Origin of the sequence: Amycolatopsis sp. La24 (assembly GCF_029087445.1) — a bacterium.
Classification (GTDB): domain Bacteria; phylum Actinomycetota; class Actinomycetes; order Mycobacteriales; family Pseudonocardiaceae; genus Amycolatopsis; species Amycolatopsis nivea.
In genome coordinates, this window is the sequence record NZ_JARACH010000004.1 from 1 (window position 1) to 18,805 (window position 18,805).

The following is an 18,805-nucleotide window of genomic DNA, read 5'->3' on the forward strand; positions in this document are numbered from 1 at the left end:
AACCCCGATACGAAGCTCCCCTGCGGTTCGGGGGTGCTTGTCAAGGCATCTTTCCCGCCTTGACAAGCACCCCCGAACCGTCAGCACAATCAACCTTCGGGGTGCCCCACGCAACCCCAAGCGATGTCGCCGCCAGGCGACGAGCCGACCCTCACCGCCCCCGACGAAACGCCTCCTCAATAACCCCCCACCGCTGCAAATTATGCCGAGCATCAGCCAACGCATCGTGCTGATCCCCAGGCGCAGCAGGCAACTTAGGCTTCCCCGCGTCCTCCCACCGCTGCCTCAAATCCCGGGTGAACCGGGGCAACTGCCGAGGCAACGCAGGCATCGGCCCCCACAGCTGCGCCAACGCCACATGGTCATAAGCCGCGAACCAGGCCCACAGCTCGATCCCCCCAGGCGGCTTCCCGAAGAACTCCAGCAGATCCGCCCGGATCCGCTCCCGGCTCCGCCAAGCCGGATCCGCAGGCGAGGGCAGCTTGGGCAGCACATTCTCCCGCACCCAAGCCCCGGCCCGCCCGGGGTCGAAATCAGTGGACACGGCGTAGAACTCGCGTCCGCGCTCGTCAACGACACCGATCGACACCAGGTCAATCGTCACGCCGTCCTCAATAAACTCGGTGTCGTAGAAAAAACGCACCGGGGAACTCTAGTGGGGCGCTACCCGGCCTTCGTCTCCGGCACCCGATCGGCGTCCAGCGCCCTCGGCTGGGCCGGCACCGCGGGCTTCACCCCGGCCGCCTCGGCGGCGAGCAGTTCCTTGGCCTTGGCCGCGTAAATGTCCACGTACTCCTGGCCGGACAGCTCCATCAGCGCGTACATGATCTCGTCGGTGATGGACCGTTCGATGAACCGGTCGCCGGCCAAGCCCTCGTAGCGGGAGAAGTCGAGCGGCTTGCCGAAACGCACCTCAAGGCGCCGCGGCCACCACATCTTGGAACCGATCGGGTTGACCTTGTCCGTGCCGACCATCGCCACCGGGACCACCACGCCGCGCGATTCGAGCGCGATCCGGGCGACGCCGGTCTTGCCCTTGTACAGCCGTCCGTCCGGGGAGCGGGTGCCCTCGGGGTAGATGCCGAGCAGGTGCCCGTCCTTGACCAGCCGGATCGCGGTGTCGAGCGCGGCCTGCGCGGCGTTGCCGCCGGAGCGGTCGATGGGGAACTGGCCGACGCCGGTGAAGAACCACTTCTTGAGCAGGCCCTTGAACCCGGGCTCGGTGAAGTACTCCGACTTCGCCGGGAAGGTGACCTTGCGCTTGACCCGCAGCGGCATGAAGAACGAATCCGCGACCGCGAGGTGGTTGCCGGCAAGGATGGCGCCACCCGTCTCGGGGATGTTTTCGGCGCCGACGACTTTCGTGGGCCACAGCGTCTTCAGCAGCGGCCCGATGAACACCCACTTCATCAGCCAGTACAGCACCGGGTTCCAGTCCTTTCCTGCCCGCGCGGGCCCCGGCAGGTCAGCGTACGGAACAAGCACCGGCCCGCACAACGCGAGAGCGGGCGGTCACCCGGGGGCAGCGACCGATCTCACAGCGGAACCGGACGGATCCTCGCTTCCGCGACTAGGCCACACAACCCGGCTTCGGCGTGAGAGCATGGAGAGACTCCACCGCTTCGATTCGGAAGGGCGTTCGTGATGGGCGTGCTCGCCGGCGCGGAACCGTTCTCCCACCCGGGTTCCTCCGGGGCCGGCTTCCTGCTCTGCCACGGATTCACCGCGACGCCCGACGGCATGCGCGCCTGGGGCGGGCACCTGGCCGCCGAAGGCTTCGCGGTGCGCTGCCCGCTGCTGCCCGGACACGGCACGCACTGGCGCGACCTCAACCGCACGACCTGGCAGGACTGGTACGCCACCGTCCGCGAGGCGCTGCTGGCCCTGCGCGCGGAATGCGACCAGGTGTTCGTCGGCGGGATGTCGATGGGCGGGACGCTCAGCCTCCGCCTGGCCGAGGAGTTCGGCGCGGACATCTCCGGCCTCGTGCTGGTCAACCCGTCGGTCACCCGGCTGAGCCTGGACGCCAAGGTGCTGCCGCTGCTGTCGAGGGTGGTCCCGTCGATCCGCGCGATCGGCAACGACATCGCGAAGCCCGGCGAGGTCGAACTGGCCTACCCGCGCACCCCGGTGCGGGCCGCGGCGAGCCTCGCCCGGCTGTGGAAGATCGTGCGCGCCGACCTGCCGAAGGTCACGCAGCCGGTGCTGCTGCTGCACTCGCGAGTCGACCACGTCGTCGAACCCGAGAACTCGCAGATCGTTCTGGACGGCATCTCGAGCACGGACGTGACCGAGGTGGTGCTGGAGAACAGCTTCCACGTCGCGACGCAGGACCACGACGCGGAACTGATCTTCAGCCGCAGTGTCGACTTCGCCCGGCAGCTGCGGGCGGGACAGGTGGGTGCCGGATGAACCGGGGGAAAGGCGCGGACGGGCCCGAGGACGTCGACGCCACGTTCGCCGAGATCGTGGCCGACCTCCGGGCCGAGGGCGTGGGCGTGTTCCTGGACGAGGACCCGTTCTCCGGCGCCGGTCCCAAGGCCGCCGAGCCCGAGGCGTCCTCCGGAGCCGAACCCGAAGCGGGCAAGACCAAGCCGAAGCCCGCCGCGGACCCGCCCGCCGCTCCCCCCGTGTCGTCCTCGGAAGGCTGGCGCACCGGCGGCACCGACTGGGACACCACGATGTTCTCCGGCGACCCGGCCGAGGACGACGAGCACTACGTGCCCCCGGAGCCGCCGCCGCTGCCGCGCTGGCGCAAGGGCGCGTTCATCGTGCTGCTGTTCTTCGTCGTCGGACTCCTGCTGCTGATCGTGCCGAGCCTGATCGGGGTCGGCCCGGCGCTCGCCACCCCGCTCGGCATCCTCTCGCTCGCCACCGGCATCGCGCTGCTCCTGCTGCGCGTGCGCCAGGGCCCGCCGCCCGGCGCGGACCCCAGCAACGGCGCCCAGGTCTGACCGGACGGGCATGCGGATCGACTTCCGGGCGTCCCGGCGTTCCACCGTCGGCGCGGAATGGGAACTCGCGCTGGTGGACCGGCGCAGCGGCGAACTGCGGTCGGTCGCGGAGGAACTGCTCGCCGCGGTCCGCCCGGACGGCGCGCCCGAGCATCCCCGGATCAAACAGGAACTGCTGCTCAACACCATCGAGGTGGTCAGCGGCGTCTGCCACACGGTCGGCGAGGTGAAACACGACCTCGCCGAGGCGCTCGACGAGGTGCACCGCGTCGCCGACCCGCTGGGCGTCGAGCTGTTCTCCGCGGGCTCGCACCCGTTTTCCTCGTGGTACCGCCAGAAGGTGACCGACAAGGAGCGCTACGCCAAGCTGATCGACCGCACCCAGTGGTGGGGCAGGCAGATGCTGATCTACGGCGTGCACGTCCACGTCGGGCTCGACCACCGGGACAAGGTGCTGCCGGTGCTCGACGGGCTGCTGCGCTATGCGCCCCATCTGCAGGCGCTGTCCGCGTCGTCGCCGTACTGGTCCGGCGAGGACACCGGGTACGCCTCGAACCGGGCGCTGATGTTCCAGCAGCTGCCGACCGCCGGGCTGCCGTTCCAGTTCCGCGAATGGGCGGAGCTGGAAGGCTACGTCGAGGACATGTTCACCACCGGCGTGATCGACCATTTTTCCGAGATCCGCTGGGACATCCGCCCGGCCCCGCATTTCGGCACCATCGAGATGCGCGTGTGCGACGGCCTGCCGACGCTGCAGGAGGTCGGCGCGATCTCGGCGCTCACCCAGTGCTTGGTGGACGATTTCAGCGACCGGCTCGACAAGGGCGAGACGCTGCCGGTGCTGCCGCCGTGGCACGTGCAGGAGAACAAGTGGCGCGCCGCCCGCTACGGCCTCGACGCGATCGTCATCCTCGACGCCGCCGGCCGCGAACGGCTCGTCACCGAAGACCTCGCCGAACTGCTGGACCGGCTGGAACCGGTCGCCAAGCGGCTGGACTGCGTCCGCGAACTGCGCGATGTCGAGAACATTCTCCGAGTCGGCGCGAGTTATCAGCGGCAGCGGGCGGTCGCCAAGCAGTACAACGGATCCTTGAAGGCCGTGGTCGCCGCGCTGGTCACCGAGATGCGCGAGGGCGTCCCGCACGTTTAGCTGTGCCCCGGGAGGCAGCGATGTCGCATACGTTCAGCACGCTTGTCGAGCTCAACGGCAAGACCGCCACCGGTTTCCGAGTCCCGGCCGACGTTGTCGAGGCGCTCGGCCAGGGACGGCGGCCGAAAGTGCGGGTGACGATCGGCCCGCACACCTACCGCAGCACGGTCGCGGTCTATTCCGGCGACTTCATGCTGCCGCTCAGCGCGGCGAACCGGGAGGCGGCCGGGGTCGCCGCCGGGGAGACGGTCGAGGTCACGCTCGAAGCCGACCTCGCCGAGCGGACCGTCGAGCTGCCGGACGAGCTGGCTTCGGCGCTGGCGGCACGGCCCGGTGCGCGGGCGGCGTTCGACAAGCTTTCCTTTACCGCCCAACGGGAACGGACTGACGCGGTCACCTCGGCCAAGCGCGCCGAGACCCGGGAGCGGCGGATCGCGAAGATCGTCGCCGAGCTCGCCGGGGACGGGCTCCCCTAGCTGATCGTGACGCCGGGTTTGCCGAACCCGCCGAGCACGGTGTCGACGACGCGGGTGGCCAGCGCGTCCGGGTCGGCGGAGTCTTGGTCCTGCGCTGCTTCGTGGATGAGCGCGCAGTAGACGCGACGCGCCCAGACCAGGTCGACGCCGGGCCGCAACGCGCCGCTTTCCTCCAGCCGCCGGAAGAAGACGTCGCATTGGGCGAGCACGTCCGGGGTCAGGACGCCTTCCTCGGCCGGGTGCGCGTTCATCGCGAAGCCCCACCGGAGCTTGACGCTCAGCACCTTCGCGGTGACCTGGTAAAGCGCGACCAACGGCGGCGTGACGTCGGGCCGGACGCTGGCGAGCGCGTTGTGGAACTGCTGCGTCGCCCACAAGGTCATCGCGTCGACCAGCGCCTCCCGGCTGGCGAACCGGCGGTGCACCGTGGTCCGCGAGACGCCCGCGGCCTCGGCGATCTGCTCCATGGTCGCCGCCGGGTTGTCGCTGAGCACCCGTTCGGCCGCCTCGAGGATCGCCTGGGCCGTCCGTTCCGAGTCCGCGCGCAGGGCCCGTTTCTCCATGCTGGCCAGTTTACGCCATGGTTGCCATTCGGTTCATAGTTGCGACACTGATGTTGCAACTGCTAGCTTAGCTGCATCGCCTTTGACACGACTTTTTGGGGGTTTTGCGATGGACCTGCAGCTGACCGACAAGACCGCAGTAGTCACCGGAGCGAGCCGGGGAATCGGCCTGGCCACGGTTTCCGCGCTGCTCGGTGAAGGAATGCGCGTGGTGGCCGCGGCCCGGACGATCACGCCGGAACTCAAGGAAACCGGCGCGGTGCCGATCTCGGTGGACCTCTCCACACCCGACGGTCCCGGACGGTTGATCGACCAAGCCGTCGCGGAACTCGGCGGATTGGACGTCCTGGTGAACAACGTCGGCGGCGGCGACAGCGCCAGCGGACAGGCCGGTGGTTTCCTGTCGATCGCGGACCAGCAGTGGACGGACCTGCTGGAACTGAATTTCCTCGCCGCGGTCCGGGCTTCCCGTGCCGCACTGCCCCACCTGATCGAACGCCGGGGCGCGATCGTCACGGTGTCCTCGAACGGCGCGCGGATTCCGCATTCGGGCCCGATCGCTTACACCACCGCGAAAGCCGCGCTGACCGCTTTCGGGAAGGCATTGGCGGAAGATTTCGGCCCCCAGGGCGTACGAGTCAACACGGTCTCGCCTGGGCCGGTGCGCACCGCGCTGTGGGAAGGCCCGGACAGCTACGGTGCCGAGCTGGCTTCGTCGATGGGGTTGGCGCAGGAGGATCTGCTGGCCGCGCTGCCCGCCGGTGCCGGGATGCTGACCGGACGGCTGATCGAACCGGGTGAGGTGGCTACGTTGATCGCGTACCTGGCGTCGCCGCTGGCTGCGAGCATCACCGGAACGGACCACCTGGTGGACGCGGGCTCGGTGAAGACCGTGTGACGGCTAGCGCTGGCGGGGCGGATGGCTGACTTGGCTGCTCGCGATTTGTCGCTGCCACCACGACACGAGCCGGAAGGCAGCCGCTCTTGGCTAGCTGCTCGATGCCTCGCGAGGGCGCTTTGCCGCGCGATTCACGATCGGCTGCGACGGGCGTGATCACGCGGAGCATTGCCGGGCTATGGACGAGGGCGTGTGGCGTTCGCTCAACCGCCGCTTCCGCCTCGGGATTCCCGACCGGCCACGCCACTCACCACCGCGGAGGCAAGCCCCGCCGCCCCACCGCACAGCAGCCGCATCCACACGACATCCGCTCAACGCCAGCAACAAGACTCCCGGCCCGACCACGCCACGCACCACCACGGAGGCAATGCCCGCAGCCTCACCGGACAGCAACTGCCTCCACGCGACACCCGCTCAGCCCCAGCAACAAGACTCCCAGCCCGGCCACGCCACTCACCACCACAGAGGCAACCCCCACCGCCCCACCGCACAGCAACTGCACCCACGCGACACCCACTCAACGCCAGCAACAAGATTCCCAGCCCGGCCACGCCGCTCTCGACCAACCACCACCACGGAGGTGATCCCCGAAGCCACACCAAACAACAGCCGCGGCCAAGCGAGCCCCGCTCAGCCGCCCAGTTCCCGCAGCAGCGTCCCCGGTCCGAGCACCAACGCGCCGAGATCGCCGACCCGGCCGCGCAGTTCGCGGTCGGCCGTCACCACCACGACGTGGTCGTCCGGGCGTTGGCGGGCGGCGGCGGTCACCTCGACGATCTTCGAATCGCCGTCCGTCTCCGCCGCGACGACCTCGACTCCGGGGATCGGCTCGACTCCCCTGGCCTTGCCCTCCACCACCAGCACCACCCGGGGCCACCAGGACCACGCCGGGCCAGCGCCGATTCCGGTCACGGCGTCGCGCAGACCTTGTTCGGCCGGACCGGTCAGCTGGTCGCGCAGTCGTTCCGCGGCGGCGTGGCGGTCGCGCCACCAGCCGTCGGGGCGGGAGCCCATCACGTTCGCCGCGTCGACGACCAGGACCAGTTCGCGGCCCAGCTGCTCGCGCAGCACCGGCCAGGCGGCGGCGAAATCTCGGTGGAGGTCCAGGGCAGCCACCTCGTCCGGAGGGACCCAGCGCATCTCGGCGCTTTCCTCGTTCGCGACCTGGGCTTGCAGCGCGCTGTCGGCCAGGCCGAGGACCGTCGTGTACTGCCATTCGCCGTGGTCCAGCACGGACGCAGACATCGCGCGGAACGCGGACGCGGGGATGGCGGCCTCTTCCCACGCTTCCCGGGCAGCGGCCTCGTGCACGGTCTCGCCGACTTCGAGCGCGCCGCCGGGCAGGGCCCACGTGCCGCCGTTGTGCACCCACGATGCGCGCTGCTGCAACAGCACCCCGCGGCTGGGATCGCACAACAACAAGCCGGCCGCGCCGAACGCGCCCCAGTGCTGCCTGCCGCAGGAGCACCGCACGAAGCGGTTGGCGGTCATCGGCGTCACCCGGCCCAGCCTTCCACAGAACGTCGTGCGTGTTAATCCCGGTGAGAACCGCACGAGACCCCTCGCCCTGCGGAACCTCGTGCGCGCCTAGGCCGGTTCTAACCGGCGTACGCACTCACAACGTGTCCATCGCCAACGCCGCCGCCCCGACGATCGCCGTGTCGTCGCCCAGGTGCGCGGTCCGGATCCGGGCCAGCGGACGGTGCCGTGCGCCCGTGATCGCTCCGGAGTAGTGCTCCCGGGCCTCGTCCAGGAACAGCGGCGCAGACTCCGACACTCCCCCGCCGATCACGATGATCTCCGGGTCGAAGACGTCCGCCACCAGGGCCAGTCCCTCGCCCAGCCATTTCGCCAGTTCCGCCATGGCGCGCAAGGCGATCGGGTCGCCGTCGCGGGCCGCGCGGGCGACTCGGCGGCCGGTCACCGAACCGGGGTCGCCGGCGATTTCCCGGGACAGCACAGTGGACCGGCCGGGGTACCGGGCGAGCAGTTCGACGGCGGTCGCGGCCAGCGCGGTGCCGCTGCAATAGCGCTCCCAGCAGCCGTACTTGCCGCACGGGCACGCGCGGCCGTTGCGCACCACCGTGAGGTGGCCGAGTTCCGGCGCGACCCCGTGGGCGCCCCGGTAGATCTCGCCGTCCAGCAGCAAACCCGCGCCGATTCCGGTGCCCAGCGCGACCAACGCGGCCACCCCCGCACCGCGGGCGGCGCCGAAGCGGTGTTCGGCGACGACCGCCGAATTGACGTCGTGCTCCAGCGTCACCGAGAGGCCGACGCGCTTCGCGATCCGGTCCGCCACCGGGGCGTTGCGCCACGCGAGATGCGGCGCGAACATCACCGAGCGCCGGTCGCGGGTCACGAAACCGGCCACGGCCAGGCCGACCGCGGCGACGTCGTGCCGGTTGCGCAGGTCTTCGACGACCCCGGCGATGGCGTCTTCGAGCGCGCTCTCCTCGCTCGGCGTCCCGACGCGCGCCGTGTCGAGCAGCGAGCCGCGCTCGTCCACGACGCCGGCGCGCACGCTGGTGCCGCCGACGTCCACCCCTACGGTCAGCAATCAGTTCTCCCGCTCCGGCTGCCAGTCCGCGCGCTTGCGGACGGCGATGTGCTGGACCCGCGACGCCGCCTCCGAAGAGGACGCCGCGGTCGCGGGCGGATGCGCGACAGGCCGGAACCCGGGCATGTGCACGCCCTCCTCCGGCTCCCACCGGTCCGCGAGCACCGCCCGCAGCAGCGCGACGAGCTGGGCGGCCTGTTCGAGGACCCTCGCCACGAACTCCGGCCGCTCGCCGCGCACGACGGCGACGATCGCACACAGCGGGCACCACCCGCATCCCGAAGTGCTGTCCTCCACACCGGACCCGCCCGGCGCGCCCGGTTCCTCCGGCGAGCCGTGCCCGGCGGCCATGACGCCTTCCAGCCACGGCGCGGCCCGTTCGATCACCATCTCGACCAGCAGCCGGATCTCCTCGGCCAGCTTCAGGCCGTCCGAAAAAGACCCCGCCGCGTGGTCGTCGCCGTGTTCTTCGCTCATCCGGCCCCCCGGTTCCCGGCCAGGCTGACCACCAGGCCGTCGGCGTCGGATTCCGCGCCGGTGATCCGGCACGGGCGCAGCGTCTCGGGCAGGGCGACCAGGCGGCGGAACCCGTCCACGGTGATCGCCAGGTCGTCGTCGACACGAGCCAGGTCGACCGCCGAATCCCGGTCCAGCGGGAGCGCGACCCGCAGCCGGAAACCGTCCCCGTCGGCGGCCACCGACAACAGCGGCGTGACCGGTTTCCCGTTGCCGGACAACGGATCCCGGGTGCCGTACAGCTCGCGGGCCAGTTCGGCGAGCGCCTCGGCGCCCACCGGTTCGCTCGCCCGGTGCTCGACGCGGGCCAGCTCGCCGGGGCCGAATCCGGCCTCGGCCAGTTCCGCGAGCACCGCGTCCTGCTGGTCCCGCCGGGTGCGCAGCCATTTCGCCGCCGATCCGCGCCAGAATCCGGGCGCGGGCATGAGCCGGTTGGCGATCAGGCCGTCGACCGCGATGCCGCGCAGCGCCAGCGACGTCAGCGTGCGCCGCGCCTCGGCGACCACCACTCGTTCCGGCGTCAGCACCAGCCGCACTGTGGTCACGCGCGGGTCGGTGAGCAGTTCGCGCAGCGTGTCGAGATGCGCGCCGAGCCGACGCACCGAAGCCGCGACGCGCCGGTTGCCGAACACCCGGCCCAAGTAACCCGATACGGCTTCCGGCAGCGAAAGCAAACGCAGCGTCTCAGCGGTCGGACCGCAGTCGACCACCACGGTGTCCCACGGCCCCTGCGAAGCCAGCCGCCGCACCTCGCTCAGCGCGAGCAGTTCGTCGACGCCGGGCAGCACGGTCAGCTCTTCCGCGTCCAGCACGTCCAGACCGGCTCCGGCCAGCACTTTCCGCAGTTCGCCGCGCAGTTCGTGCCAGGTGCGGTCGGCCAACGCGCGCGAGTCGACCTGCGCCGCCCAGAGACCGGCCGGGGTGCCGTCGCGGCGGAGGTCCACTTCGGAGGGTTCGGCGCCGAGCGGCGTGCCGAACGCGTCGCCGAGCGAATGCGCCGGGTCGGTGGACACGACCAGCGTCTTCCTGCCGCGGCCGGCGAGCGCGGCAGCGGTAGCCGCGGCGAGCGTCGTTTTCCCGACACCCCCCTTGCCGGTGAACAGCAGGATGCGCATCTAGCCCTCAGCCCTGCGCTTGAGCTCCTTGAGCGCGGTGTCCATGACCATCTTCTCCGCCTTGCGCCGCAGCAGCCCGATCATCGGCAGCGCCAGCTCGACCGACAGCGTGTAGGTGACGCGGGTGCGCCCGCCGCCGAGCGGCTCGAGCGCGTACCGGCCGTTCTGCGCCTTCTGCATCTGGCCCTTGACCAGGTGCCAGCTGACGCCGAGACCGGAATCGTCCCAGTCGTATTCGAGCGTGTACACGTCCTTGATCGGCCCGGCGTCGAGGGTGAGCTTCACCTGTTTCGCCCGGCCCGCGTCGTCGGTCGCGAGCACCTCGGTCTCGCGGACCGCCTTGGCCCACTCCGGGTACGCGGGGAAATCGGAGATCACCGACATGACCCGCGCGGGCTCGGCGTCGACCTCGATGGACTGCGTGGACTGCTCGGCCATGGGACGAAGCGTAGCCGGACCGCACGGTCACCAGCGCAGCACGTAGGGCTGCCCGGTCTCCTTGAAGTGACCCACGTTACGGCACTCGGTGTGCCCGACCCGGCGCCGCACGGCCAGCGGCTGGTGCACGTGCCCGAACACCGACCAGCGCGGACGCTGCCGCCGGATCAGGTCCAGCAGCGCCTTCGAACCGAGTTCGGCGCGGCGCGCGACCACGTCGTAGGTCAGTTCGGGCACCGCGGGAGGGATGTGCGTGCACAGCACGTCGACCTCGTCCAGCAGCGAAACCGCCGCGTCGAACTCCTCGCGCGCCCGCAGGTACGGCCGCCACGCCGCGCCCTTGCGCGGACGCGGGAGCACGCCGTCGGGCAGCACCGCGCCGCCCGCGAAGCCGAACCGCAGCCCGCCGATGGTGACGACCTCGCCGTCGACCAGGTGGACGCCCTCGCCGGCGAACTCCGGCCACGCCGAAGGCGCGTCGACATTGCCGGGGATCGCGTACGTCGGCGCCGTCATCGACGCGAACAACGTGGAGTACTGCTCGCGGACCGCTTCGTCGACCGCGGCGGCCGGGTCGTCCAGGGTGGCCCACAGCGTGCGCGAATAGGCGACCGTCTCGTCCCGGGTGCCTTCGCGGCGCAGGCGGGCGAACTCGCCGACCTTCTCCGCGCCGAACAGCACGCCCATGATGCCTTTGTCGTGGTCGTGGTAGTCGACGAAGTCGAGCAGGTCGCCCAGCACGACCAGCGCGTCCGCCCCGTCCCCCGCCCGCTTCAGCGCGTCGGCGTTGCCGTGCACGTCCGAAACGACGTGAACCCGCACAAGAGCCTCCTACTCGACGGGCCGGGGCGGGATCCCCGGCTCGCGCCCGTCCTCGAGGATCTCCTTCAACCCCAGCGCCACGTCCTTCGCCGCGCGCGCCCGCCGGTCGAATTCGCGGCGCAGTTCGCGCGGGCTCAGCTCGCGCGGGACGCCGCCGGGACCGGCAGGCGTGGCCCGCAGGAAGTAGTGCAGCACCGTGCCGTCGAGAACAGGTTCCAGCCAGACCTCCATGGTACCGATCAAGGCGCCCGTGACGGTCCAGCGCAGGCCCTTGTCCCCCCGGTCGGTGTAGACCTGCAACTCCAGGTCGGGCCAGTAGCGCCGCCACGAACGGGGGTCGGCGAAGGCGGCCGCGACGGTCGACGGGGGCACGACGAGGAAGGTCTCGTCGACAAGATCGAGAGCTGGCGGTTCGTGCACCCGGACACGATGTCACGACCTCGCCGCGCGCCCCGTGCCAGCATGGTCTTAAGGTCTACGGCACGCTAAGTTGACTGGCGGGTAACCGCACGCGTCGAACACGGAGGTCCACGTGCGCGAATACAGCGCCCCCGCCGGGAAACCGGTGACCGACGACGAGAACCTGGCCGATGTCGTCTGGGCGAACGCGGAGCGGTTCTCCGACGTGGTCAGCTTCCGGAGGCAGGTCGAGGGCACCTGGCTGGACGTCACCGCGAAGGACTTCGCAGACCAGGTCGCGGCCGTGGCCAAGGGCCTGATCGCGGCGGGCGTCGGGCACGGCGACCGCGTCGCGCTGATGTCCAAGACCCGCTACGAGTGGACTCTGGTCGACTTCGCGATCTGGGCCGCGGGCGCGGTCACGGTGCCGATCTACGAGACCTCGTCGCCCGAACAGGTGTACTGGATCCTTTCCGACTCGGCGGCCAAGGCCGTCGTCGTGGAGACCGGCGCGCACCGCAAGGCGGTCGACGAGATCAGCGGGCGGCTCAGCGCGCTCGAGAACATCTGGCAGATCGAGGGCGGCTCCCCCGCGGTCGACGAGCTGACCGCGCTGGGCGCCGGGGTCTCCGACGAGGACCTGCACACCCGCCGCCGCGGCGTGACCGCGAACGAGACGGCCACCATCGTCTACACCTCGGGCACCACCGGGCGGCCCAAGGGCGTCGAGCTGACCCACCGGAACCTGCTCGCCGAGATCCGCGCGGACATCGAGGCCTTCCCGGAGCTGATGGAGCAGGGCAACTCGCTGCTGTGCTTCCTGCCGCTGGCGCACATCCTGGCCCGCGCGATCGCCATCACCGCGCTCACCGCCCGGGTCACCCTGGGCCACACGCCGGACGTGAAGAACCTGGTCCCGGACCTCGGCACGTTCCGGCCGACGTTCGTGGTCGCCGTGCCGCGCGTGTTCGAGAAGGTCTACAACACCGCCAAGCAGAAGGCGCACGCCGACGGCAAGGGCAAGATCTTCGACGCCGCCGAGGCCACCGCGGTCGCGTACAGCGAGGCGCAGGAAAAGGGCGGCGCCGGACTGGGTCTGCGCGCGAAGCACCTGGTGTTCGACAAGCTGGTGTACGGCAAGCTCCGCGCCGCGTTGGGCGGCCGCTGCATCGCCGCGGTGTCCGGCGGGGCCCCGCTGGGCGCGCGGCTGGCGCACTTCTTCCGCGGCATCGGCGTGCCGGTGTTCGAGGGCTACGGCCTCACCGAAACGTCGGCCGCGGCGAACGTGAACACCAGCGCGGCGTTCCGCGTCGGCACCGTCGGGCGTCCGGTCGCGGGCACCTCGGTGCGCATCGCGGAGGACGGCGAGGTCCTGCTCAAGGGCGACGTCGTGTTCGGCCGGTACTACAACAACCCGGAGGCGAGCGCGGAAGCCCTCACCGACGGCTGGTTCCACACCGGCGACCTCGGCGAGCTGGACGCGGAAGGCTTCCTCAAGATCACCGGCCGCAAGAAGGAGATCATCGTGACGGCGGGCGGCAAGAACGTCGCCCCGTCCGGTCTCGAGGACACCATCAAGGCCTCGCCGCTGGTGAGCCAGGTGATGGTGGTCGGCGACCAGCGGCCGTTCATCGCCGCGCTGGTGACGATCGACGAGGAGTACTTCCCGGCCTGGAAGTCCCAGCACGGCAAGCCGGAAGCGGCGACGGTGTCGGAACTGGCCGAGGACGCGGACCTGCGCGCGGATATCCAGGCGGCGGTCGACGAGGCGAACAAGCAGGTGTCGCACGCGGAGTCGATCAAGAAGTTCACCGTGCTGGCGAACGACTTCACCGAAGTCGGCGGCGAGATCACGCCGAGCCTGAAGCTGAAGCGGAACGTGGTGAACAAGAACTACGCCTCCGACATCGAGGCGCTGTACCGGAAGTGACCCGGCCCCGCGAAAACGGGCCCGCGCCGATCGCCGGCGCGGGCCCGTTTTCCGTCTGTCGCCCGGGCTCCTGGAGTCAGGCCTGCGGCGGCTGAGCCTGGTACTGCTGCTGCGGCGCCTGCGCGTACTGCTGCTGCGGGGCGGCCTGCTGCTGTTGCTGCGGCGGCTGTTGCTGCTGAGTGCCGTCCGGGACCACGTACACCGCAGTGCCGTAGGCGGCGATCTCACTGGCCGTGCCGGCGATCTCGTTGCAGTCGAAGCGCAGCGCGAGCACGGCGTTGGCCCCGTGCTGCATGGCCTCCTGGCACAGCCGGAAAAGAGCTTCGTGGCGCGAGTCGGACAGCAGCTTGGTGAGGCCCTTGAGCTCGCCGCCTCCCATCGCCTTGAACCCGGAACCGATGTTGGAGAACATGTTGCGGCTGCGGACGGTGAGCCCGAAGACCTCGCCGAACACGCGGACGACGCGGTACCCGGGCAGATCGTTCATGGTCGACAGCAGGATCGGGAACTGCTGCGGTGGCGCGGCTTGAGTCATGCGCGGATCGTATCGTCGGCGGGCCGCTCACGCTGTGATTCGCGCGGTCCAGTCCAGATGATGCCGATATGCCCAGCCTCGTTCCTCGCCGACGTCCTGGCCCGCGCTGGCCGCCACGAGCTTCTCGACCCGGGCGCGGCGCAGCCGGTCGTAGGCCGCGAACGCCGCGGGCGCGTCCGGCAGATCGCGCAGGCACTGGCCGAGCACCACCGCGTCTTCCAGCGCCATCGACGCGCCCTGTCCCGCCGCGGGCGACGCTGCGTGCGCGGCGTCGCCGGCCAGCACCATCGACGGCGTCGACCACACGCGGGTAGTCGGCAGGTCGTAGGAATGGCCGCCGTGCACGTCGTCGCCGGTCGCGGCCACGATCGCGGCGCACGGCAGCGGGTCGTCCGCGAACGCGGCGTGGGTGAACTCACGCCAGCCTTCCGGGGTGACGGCGGCGATCTCGGCGCGCGAGCGTTCGGAGTCGGGGACGCGGGCGAACCAGAACGTCGCGCCGTCCGGGTCGGTGGTGTAGCCGAACGCGGCGCGGCTGCCGCGGAACATCCGGTAGCTGCCCTGCGCGGCAGGAAGTCCTTCAGCGCGGGTGTAGCCGTAGACCACGGTGAGGCCGGTGAAGCGCGGCGGCTCGGCCTGCGGGTCGATGAGCGTGCGGACGACGGAATGCAGGCCGTCCGCGCCGACGAGCACATCGCCGGACGCGGTGGTGCCGTCCTGAAATGTCGCGGTGACGCCGTCGGTCGCGGAAACCAAGCGCTTGCCGTGGACGATTTCGACGCCGCGGCGTTCCGCTTCCTGTTGCAGCGCACGGTAAAGCGCGGCGCGGGTGAGGGTGCGCGGGCCGTCGAGTTCGCGGTCGAACTCGTGCGCGCCGAGCGTGGTTCCGTCCGGGCCGACGAGTTCCATGCCGGTCGAGGGGAAGGACGCCTCGATCACCGGGGTGTCGGCGTCGATCGCGCGCAACGCGTTCATGCCGTTGTGCATGACGACGAGGAACGCGCCCGCGTCCGCTCCCCCGCTGGGATGCGCCTCGTAGACGACCGGCTCGTGCCCGGCGCGCTGCAGCGCCATCGCCGCGACCGTGCCCGCGACTCCGCCGCCTGCGATCAAAACCCGCATCGTGCCCCCCTGGAAACGACCGTGCCGCCGCCACCGTAGCGGGTGGCGGCGACACGGAACCAGCGAAGATCAGGCGCGCTGCGCGACCGCGAGCCGCTGGGGCGAGGTTTTGCCGTCCGTGAGGGCCTCCCTGAGGGAATCTGATTCCCTCAGGGAGGCCCTCACCGACAAGCAGAAACGGTCACCCGGGTAGGAAACCGGTCATTTCGCCGCCTGATTGCGTCCTTTGTGGACGGTCAGCATGCCGGGACCGCCCGGGCCAAGTCCCTGGCAGGGGAATCAGATCCCCTCAGACCTGAAGACGCATTTCGCGCGCGGCTTGCGACCAGCGAAGATCAGGCGCGCTGCGCGACCGCGAGCCGCACGCAGACGGCGAGGGCGCGAACGGCCTCCTCCACCTCGGCCAGCTCGGGGAAGGTCGGCGCGATGCGGATGACCGCGTCGGCCGGGTCGTCGCCGTGCGGGTGGGTGGCCCCGGCCGGGGTCAGCGCGACGCCCGCCTCCTTGGCCAGCCGCACGACCTCCTTCGCGGTGCCCTCGGGCACGGTCAGCGAGACGAAGTATCCGCCGGTCGGCTTGGTCCAGGTCGCCAGGTCGCTCAGCTCCTCGGTGAGGATGCGCTCGACGGCGGCGAACTTCGGCGCGATCACCTCCGCGTGCTTGCGCATCAGCGCGCGGACGCCGTCGGCGTCCTTGAGGAACATCGCGTGGCGCAGCTGGTTGACCTTGTCCGGGCCGATGGTGCGCTTGCTCAGCACGCTCTGCCACCAGGCGAGGTTCGCCTCGGACGCGCCGAAGAAGCCGACGCCGGCCCCGGCGAAGGTGATCTTCGAGGTGGAGCCGAACACGAACGCGCGGTCCGGGTTCCCGGCCTCGGCGCAGAGCGCGAGGATGTCGGCCAGCTCCGGCTCGTCCTCGGTGAGGTGGTGCACCGCGTAGGCGTTGTCCCAGATGATCCGGAAGTCCGGCGCGGCGGTGGGCATCGCGGCGAGCCGGCCCGCGACCTCGGCGCTGAAGGTGACGCCGGTCGGGTTGGAGTACTTCGGCACGCACCAGATGCCCTTGACCGCGGCGTCCTCGGCGACCAGCCGCTCGACGACGTCCATGTCCGGGCCGGTCTCGGTCATCGGCACCGGGACCAGTTCGATGCCGAACCGCTCGGCGAGCGCGAAGTGCCGGTCGTAGCCGGGCACCGGGCACAGCATCGCGATCCGGGGCTCGTCGGCCCAGCGACGCGGCGCGCCCGGCAGGGTGCTGAGCATCGCCTGCGCGATCGTGTCGTGCATCAGCTCCAGGCTCGAGTTGCCCGCCGCGAACAGCTGCTCGACCGGCACCTGCAGCGCGTCGGCGAAGATGCGGCGCAGCTCCGGCAGCCCCTTGAGCCCGCCGTAGTTGCGGGTGTCGGTGCCGTCCTCGGCCTTGTACTGGCCGTTCGGCAGCGTCAGGAGATCCGCGGAGAGGTCGAGCTGCCGGGGCGACGGCTTGCCGCGGGTGATGTCCAGGGACAGTCCGCGCTCGACCAGCGCGGTGTAGTCGCGACGGGCAGTGTCGACATCGACAGGAGCTGTGGTCATACCACCACGCTAAACCGCGAGCGCAAGCCAGTTCGGGTGACCCCCGGCTCTCGTGGGCTAGCGTGGGGCCCGTGCGGTACCTGGTGCATGCCGAGCAGCGGCAGTTCTCCTTGCGGGACAAGGACGCCTGGCGTCCCGGCGACGGCGGGTGGACCGACGAGGCGGTGTCGGCGCACCGCGTCGCGGTAGAGCCGTCGTCGCTCTCCGTGGCGACCGCGCGCTCCGACTGGGTCGAGGTCGATGTGTCGGTGAGCACAGCGATGCCGCCGGTGCTGCCGGACGCGTCCCACGTGGTGGAAGCCGATCTCGACGTCCCCGGCGGAGTGGCGACGCTCGCCGGACCCGCCGATTACGCCCGCCAGGAACACCGGATCGCAGTCCCGCCCGGGCGGTACCGGGTCCGAGTGTCCTATGTGGAGAGCGGCCCGCCGGACGCGGAATGGCACGACCACGAGTTCGGCGAGCATTTCCGGTACGTGCTGGACCTGTGGCCGTCCGCCGGGGCCGCCCCGGTCGCGGTGCTGCGCGCGGGCCCCGGGGTCTGGGACGGCTGATATCCCGTTGGCGGCGAGGGGCCGCGGACGGCAGACTCGGCGGCATGCAGTGGATCACCACCGAGATCGGCGAAGAGTTCGTGCGCGGTGCACTCGATCTGGAACGCACGCCGCAGGGCTTGCTGCCGCACCGGCTGACCGCGCGGGCGCGGGCGCAGAACACCGACAGCAGGCTCGCGATGGCGGAGACCCAGCCGTCCGGCGTGCGCCTGGCGTTCCGCACCGAGTCGACGGCGATCGAACTGGACACCCACCGCACGAAGGTCGGCTACGTGGGCGTGCCGCCCTTGCCGGACGGCCTCTACGACCTGGTGCTGAACGGGCGTCCGGCAGGTTCCGCGACCGTCTCCGGCGGCGACGAACTGATCCTCGACATGATGACCGGCGAGGGTGAAACCCGCCCCGGCCCGCCCGGCACGGTCCGGTTCTCCGACCTGCCTTCGGGCGTCAAGGACGTCGAGATCTGGTTGCCGCACAACGAAACCACCCGGCTGGTCGCGTTGCGCACCACCGCCCCGATCGCTCCGCTGCCGCCCGCCCGGCGCGTCTGGCTGCACCACGGCAGCTCGGTCAGCCACGGCACCGGCGCCGCAGGCCCGTCGCAGACGTGGCCCGCGCTGGCCGCCGCTGCCGCCGGGGTCAATCTGATCAACCTGGGTTTCAGCGGGAGCGCGCTGCTGGACCCGTTCACCGCTCGGGCTCTTCGCGACACACCCGCCGATCTGATCAGCGTGAAGCTGGGAATCAACATCGTGAACGCGGACCTGATGCGGTTGCGCGCTTTCGGCCCGGCGGTGCACGGGTTCCTGGACACGATCCGGGAGGGCCATCCGGACGTTCCGCTGGTGGTGGTTTCCGCGCTGCTGTGCCCGATCCACGAGGACACGCCGGGGCCGGGAGCGCCGGATTTCAGCACCGGAACGCTCCGGTTCAAGGCCACCGGCGATCCCGCCGCCGTCGCGGAGGGAAAGCTGACGCTGAAGGTGATCCGGGAGGAACTGGCACGGGTCGTCCGGGACAGGGAGGATCCGGCACTGTCCTACGTGGACGGACTCTCGCTGTACGGGGAAGAGGATTTCGCCGCGCACCCGCTGCCGGACGCGCTGCACCCGGACGCGGCGACGCACCGGTTCGTGGGCGAACGGTTCGCCAAGCAGGTGTTCGGACCAGGCGGTCCCTTCGCCGGCTGAGGTGCGCTGCTA

General features: G+C 70.7%; 21 protein-coding genes. 8 read left to right on the top strand and 13 right to left on the bottom strand.

From position 1 onward, the window contains the following. Positions 1-151 precede the first annotated feature (151 nt). Together PUT80_RS06705 and PUT80_RS06710 are read right to left on the bottom strand one after the other, a co-directional pair. Positions 152-643, bottom strand: a complete 492-nt coding sequence (locus PUT80_RS06705; protein ID WP_037809860.1) for a polyadenylate-specific 3'-exoribonuclease AS — start codon at positions 641-643, stop codon at positions 152-154. 20 nt (positions 644-663) lie between these two features. Then, complete coding sequence (locus PUT80_RS06710) at positions 664-1,425, bottom strand: lysophospholipid acyltransferase family protein (protein ID WP_037809856.1); 762 nt, start codon at positions 1,423-1,425, stop codon at positions 664-666. A gap of 219 nt (positions 1,426-1,644) precedes the next feature. Here PUT80_RS06710 and PUT80_RS06715 point away from each other — a divergent pair, with 219 nt between their 5' ends. Genes PUT80_RS06715 through PUT80_RS06730 form a run of 4 tightly spaced genes read left to right on the top strand, consistent with a single transcriptional unit; the run spans position 1,645 to position 4,580 of the window. Next, on the top strand, positions 1,645-2,412 hold the full coding sequence (locus PUT80_RS06715; RefSeq protein ID WP_134668547.1) for an alpha/beta fold hydrolase: 768 nt from the start codon (positions 1,645-1,647) through the stop codon (positions 2,410-2,412). Beyond that, on the top strand, positions 2,409-2,954 hold the full coding sequence (locus PUT80_RS06720) for a hypothetical protein (protein WP_037809852.1): 546 nt from the start codon (positions 2,409-2,411) through the stop codon (positions 2,952-2,954). The genes PUT80_RS06715 and PUT80_RS06720 overlap by 4 nt, the downstream gene beginning before the upstream one ends. A gap of 10 nt (positions 2,955-2,964) precedes the next feature. After that, positions 2,965-4,104 (top strand): glutamate--cysteine ligase, encoded by a 1,140-nt coding sequence (locus tag PUT80_RS06725; RefSeq protein ID WP_275291401.1) that lies wholly within the window; start codon positions 2,965-2,967, stop codon positions 4,102-4,104. A 20-nt stretch (positions 4,105-4,124) separates the two neighbouring features. Beyond that, entirely contained in the window at positions 4,125-4,580 is a 456-nt protein-coding gene (locus PUT80_RS06730) for a YdeI/OmpD-associated family protein (RefSeq protein WP_275291402.1), read from the top strand. Here PUT80_RS06730 and PUT80_RS06735 read toward each other — a convergent pair. Further along, complete coding sequence (locus PUT80_RS06735) at positions 4,577-5,143, bottom strand: helix-turn-helix domain-containing protein (RefSeq protein WP_043829116.1); 567 nt, start codon at positions 5,141-5,143, stop codon at positions 4,577-4,579. The two genes, PUT80_RS06730 and PUT80_RS06735, sit on opposite strands and share 4 nt — an antisense overlap. Before the next feature lie 109 nt (positions 5,144-5,252). On the opposite strand from PUT80_RS06735, the gene PUT80_RS06740 reads away from it, so the two are divergent. Continuing rightward, positions 5,253-6,041, top strand: a complete 789-nt coding sequence (locus tag PUT80_RS06740) for an SDR family oxidoreductase (RefSeq protein WP_275291403.1) — start codon at positions 5,253-5,255, stop codon at positions 6,039-6,041. Between the two features lie 630 nt (positions 6,042-6,671). On the opposite strand, the gene PUT80_RS06745 is transcribed toward PUT80_RS06740, so the two are convergent. The 7 genes from PUT80_RS06745 to PUT80_RS06775 form a co-directional block, all read right to left on the bottom strand. Beyond that, on the bottom strand, positions 6,672-7,541 hold the full coding sequence (locus PUT80_RS06745) for an NUDIX domain-containing protein (protein ID WP_275291404.1): 870 nt from the start codon (positions 7,539-7,541) through the stop codon (positions 6,672-6,674). 115 nt (positions 7,542-7,656) lie between these two features. Next, complete coding sequence (locus PUT80_RS06750) at positions 7,657-8,583, bottom strand: ROK family protein (RefSeq protein ID WP_275291561.1); 927 nt, start codon at positions 8,581-8,583, stop codon at positions 7,657-7,659. Between the two features lie 15 nt (positions 8,584-8,598). After that, positions 8,599-9,075 (bottom strand): hypothetical protein, encoded by a 477-nt coding sequence (locus PUT80_RS06755; protein WP_043829110.1) that lies wholly within the window; start codon positions 9,073-9,075, stop codon positions 8,599-8,601. Further along, positions 9,072-10,229 carry an ArsA family ATPase gene (locus PUT80_RS06760; protein WP_275291406.1) on the bottom strand — a complete coding sequence of 386 codons (1,158 nt, stop codon included), beginning with the start codon at positions 10,227-10,229 and terminating at the stop codon, positions 9,072-9,074. The genes PUT80_RS06755 and PUT80_RS06760 overlap by 4 nt, the downstream gene beginning before the upstream one ends. Beyond that, positions 10,230-10,667: an SRPBCC family protein gene (locus tag PUT80_RS06765; protein WP_037809841.1), complete on the bottom strand. Its 438-nt coding sequence runs from the start codon at positions 10,665-10,667 to the stop codon at positions 10,230-10,232. Positions 10,668-10,694: 27 nt separating this feature from the next. After that, complete coding sequence (locus tag PUT80_RS06770; RefSeq protein ID WP_134730186.1) at positions 10,695-11,489, bottom strand: metallophosphoesterase; 795 nt, start codon at positions 11,487-11,489, stop codon at positions 10,695-10,697. A gap of 9 nt (positions 11,490-11,498) precedes the next feature. Next, positions 11,499-11,909: a hypothetical protein gene (locus tag PUT80_RS06775; protein WP_037809839.1), complete on the bottom strand. Its 411-nt coding sequence runs from the start codon at positions 11,907-11,909 to the stop codon at positions 11,499-11,501. Positions 11,910-12,021: 112 nt separating this feature from the next. Here PUT80_RS06775 and PUT80_RS06780 point away from each other — a divergent pair, with 112 nt between their 5' ends. Then, positions 12,022-13,818 (top strand): long-chain fatty acid--CoA ligase, encoded by a 1,797-nt coding sequence (locus PUT80_RS06780; protein WP_275291408.1) that lies wholly within the window; start codon positions 12,022-12,024, stop codon positions 13,816-13,818. Positions 13,819-13,894: 76 nt separating this feature from the next. Here PUT80_RS06780 and PUT80_RS06785 read toward each other — a convergent pair whose 3' ends face one another. The 3 genes from PUT80_RS06785 to PUT80_RS06795 form a co-directional block, all read right to left on the bottom strand. After that, positions 13,895-14,353 carry a YbjQ family protein gene (locus tag PUT80_RS06785; RefSeq protein ID WP_037809835.1) on the bottom strand — a complete coding sequence of 153 codons (459 nt, stop codon included), beginning with the start codon at positions 14,351-14,353 and terminating at the stop codon, positions 13,895-13,897. Positions 14,354-14,380: 27 nt separating this feature from the next. Then, positions 14,381-15,475 carry an FAD-dependent monooxygenase gene (locus PUT80_RS06790; protein ID WP_275291409.1) on the bottom strand — a complete coding sequence of 365 codons (1,095 nt, stop codon included), beginning with the start codon at positions 15,473-15,475 and terminating at the stop codon, positions 14,381-14,383. A gap of 335 nt (positions 15,476-15,810) precedes the next feature. Further along, complete coding sequence (locus PUT80_RS06795; protein WP_275291410.1) at positions 15,811-17,049, bottom strand: aminotransferase class I/II-fold pyridoxal phosphate-dependent enzyme; 1,239 nt, start codon at positions 17,047-17,049, stop codon at positions 15,811-15,813. 71 nt (positions 17,050-17,120) lie between these two features. Here PUT80_RS06795 and PUT80_RS06800 point away from each other — a divergent pair, with 71 nt between their 5' ends. Together PUT80_RS06800 and PUT80_RS06805 are read left to right on the top strand one after the other, a co-directional pair. Beyond that, positions 17,121-17,603 carry a hypothetical protein gene (locus PUT80_RS06800; protein ID WP_037809830.1) on the top strand — a complete coding sequence of 161 codons (483 nt, stop codon included), beginning with the start codon at positions 17,121-17,123 and terminating at the stop codon, positions 17,601-17,603. A gap of 44 nt (positions 17,604-17,647) precedes the next feature. Next, the gene (locus PUT80_RS06805) at positions 17,648-18,793 is read left to right on the top strand and encodes a GDSL-type esterase/lipase family protein (RefSeq protein ID WP_275291411.1); all 1,146 of its coding nucleotides are present in this window, start codon (positions 17,648-17,650) and stop codon (positions 18,791-18,793) included. Positions 18,794-18,805: the final 12 nt, after the last annotated feature.

What these genes read in the sequence shown, in the direction of transcription:
- PUT80_RS06715 (WP_134668547.1), top strand. Translation starts at nt 1,645, where the DNA reads ATGGGCGTGCTCGCCGGCGCGGAACCGTTCTCCCACCCGGGTTCCTCC.
- PUT80_RS06720 (WP_037809852.1), top strand. Translation starts at nt 2,409, where the DNA reads ATGAACCGGGGGAAAGGCGCGGACGGGCCCGAGGACGTCGACGCCACG.
- PUT80_RS06725 (WP_275291401.1), top strand. Translation starts at nt 2,965, where the DNA reads ATGCGGATCGACTTCCGGGCGTCCCGGCGTTCCACCGTCGGCGCGGAA.
- PUT80_RS06730 (WP_275291402.1), top strand. Translation starts at nt 4,125, where the DNA reads ATGTCGCATACGTTCAGCACGCTTGTCGAGCTCAACGGCAAGACCGCC.
- PUT80_RS06735 (WP_043829116.1), bottom strand. Translation starts at nt 5,143, where the DNA reads ATGGAGAAACGGGCCCTGCGCGCGGACTCGGAACGGACGGCCCAGGCG.
- PUT80_RS06740 (WP_275291403.1), top strand. Translation starts at nt 5,253, where the DNA reads ATGGACCTGCAGCTGACCGACAAGACCGCAGTAGTCACCGGAGCGAGC.
- PUT80_RS06755 (WP_043829110.1), bottom strand. Translation starts at nt 9,075, where the DNA reads ATGAGCGAAGAACACGGCGACGACCACGCGGCGGGGTCTTTTTCGGAC.
- PUT80_RS06760 (WP_275291406.1), bottom strand. Translation starts at nt 10,229, where the DNA reads ATGCGCATCCTGCTGTTCACCGGCAAGGGGGGTGTCGGGAAAACGACG.
- PUT80_RS06765 (WP_037809841.1), bottom strand. Translation starts at nt 10,667, where the DNA reads ATGGCCGAGCAGTCCACGCAGTCCATCGAGGTCGACGCCGAGCCCGCG.
- PUT80_RS06785 (WP_037809835.1), bottom strand. Translation starts at nt 14,353, where the DNA reads ATGACTCAAGCCGCGCCACCGCAGCAGTTCCCGATCCTGCTGTCGACC.
- PUT80_RS06790 (WP_275291409.1), bottom strand. Translation starts at nt 15,475, where the DNA reads ATGCGGGTTTTGATCGCAGGCGGCGGAGTCGCGGGCACGGTCGCGGCG.
- PUT80_RS06795 (WP_275291410.1), bottom strand. Translation starts at nt 17,049, where the DNA reads ATGACCACAGCTCCTGTCGATGTCGACACTGCCCGTCGCGACTACACC.
- PUT80_RS06805 (WP_275291411.1), top strand. Translation starts at nt 17,648, where the DNA reads ATGCAGTGGATCACCACCGAGATCGGCGAAGAGTTCGTGCGCGGTGCA.